Raw genomic sequence first — 304 nt, forward strand, 5'->3', positions numbered from 1 at the left:
TCTTGGAAAAGGCGGTGTCGGGGAAGGGGGTTTGGTGTTCCATCAGATCGTCCAGTCGGGTTGGAGCCGGGGAAGGGAGGGTCATGCGGGGAGCGCGCCGTTGACCGAGCGGTCGCTGGTGCGGCGTGCGTAGAGCGCCGCGTCGAGCAGCGCGCGCTCGTCCGATTTGTGCGTGGCGGAGAAGCGGACGGCGAGCGCGCAGACCGCGGTGCCTGCGACGACGTAGCCGAGCACGATGAGACATTGCTGCGGGGTGGCCGACGCCTTGTTGAGGAACCCCGCCGCGACCGCGCCGATGTTGCCG

The 304-nt window shown here is 69.1% G+C and carries 1 protein-coding gene; it reads right to left on the reverse strand.

The genetic code is table 11. From position 1 onward, the window contains the following. Positions 1-81 precede the first annotated feature (81 nt). The coding region (locus tag ASE89_RS21015) for a hypothetical protein (RefSeq protein WP_201781564.1) at positions 82-304 on the reverse strand (223 nt) is incomplete at its 5' end.

Source organism: Sphingomonas sp. Leaf30 (assembly GCF_001422525.1).
GTDB classification, from domain to species: domain Bacteria; phylum Pseudomonadota; class Alphaproteobacteria; order Sphingomonadales; family Sphingomonadaceae; genus Sphingomonas; species Sphingomonas aerolata.